The sequence below is a fragment of the Acinetobacter sp. V2 genome (genome assembly GCF_001188385.1).
GTDB classification, from domain to species: domain Bacteria; phylum Pseudomonadota; class Gammaproteobacteria; order Pseudomonadales; family Moraxellaceae; genus Acinetobacter; species Acinetobacter oleivorans.
In genome coordinates, this window is sequence record NZ_JZFB01000001.1 from 781,350 (window position 1) to 781,831 (window position 482).

The 482-nt window shown below is 45.9% G+C and carries 1 protein-coding gene; it reads right to left on the minus strand.

Annotated elements, in window-relative coordinates; all coding sequences use genetic code 11:
* Nucleotides 1-482, minus strand: a 482-nt coding sequence (locus tag UC75_RS20020) for an MFS transporter (protein WP_228137057.1), incomplete at both ends; no start/stop codon positions are given.

Here is a 482-nt window from a genome sequence, read left to right on the forward strand (position 1 = left end):
GATCATAAAAGCAATCCGAACGCCTGTATCTGCAAGCCAATCATGCCGTGCGCCTTCATCAAGAAAATATTCCAGCCCACCCAAAAACATTGCCATACCAACGAGGCTAAACCAGTCCATGCTTTTGATGAGTGAATAGTTCGCACGGTCGATATTTGGACCCGAGTAGATGACCGTGGCAATGATAATGCCCGGAATAATATTGATCAGGAACATCCAGTGCCATGAGAAGTTATTGGTGAGCCAGCCACCAATGGTTGGGCCAATGGCCGGACCCAAAGTACTGATCATTCCAAACATCACCAAAGGCAATGAGCGTTTTGCTTCAGGGAAAAGTAGATACAATGCGGTCATGGAGGTCGGAATCATGCCGCCGCCCATAAAACCTTGAATACCACGAAAAACCAATAAACTTTCTAAGTTCCATGCCAAGGCACAAAGTAAAGAGCTGACCGTAAAACCAATTGCACAGATGGTGTAAT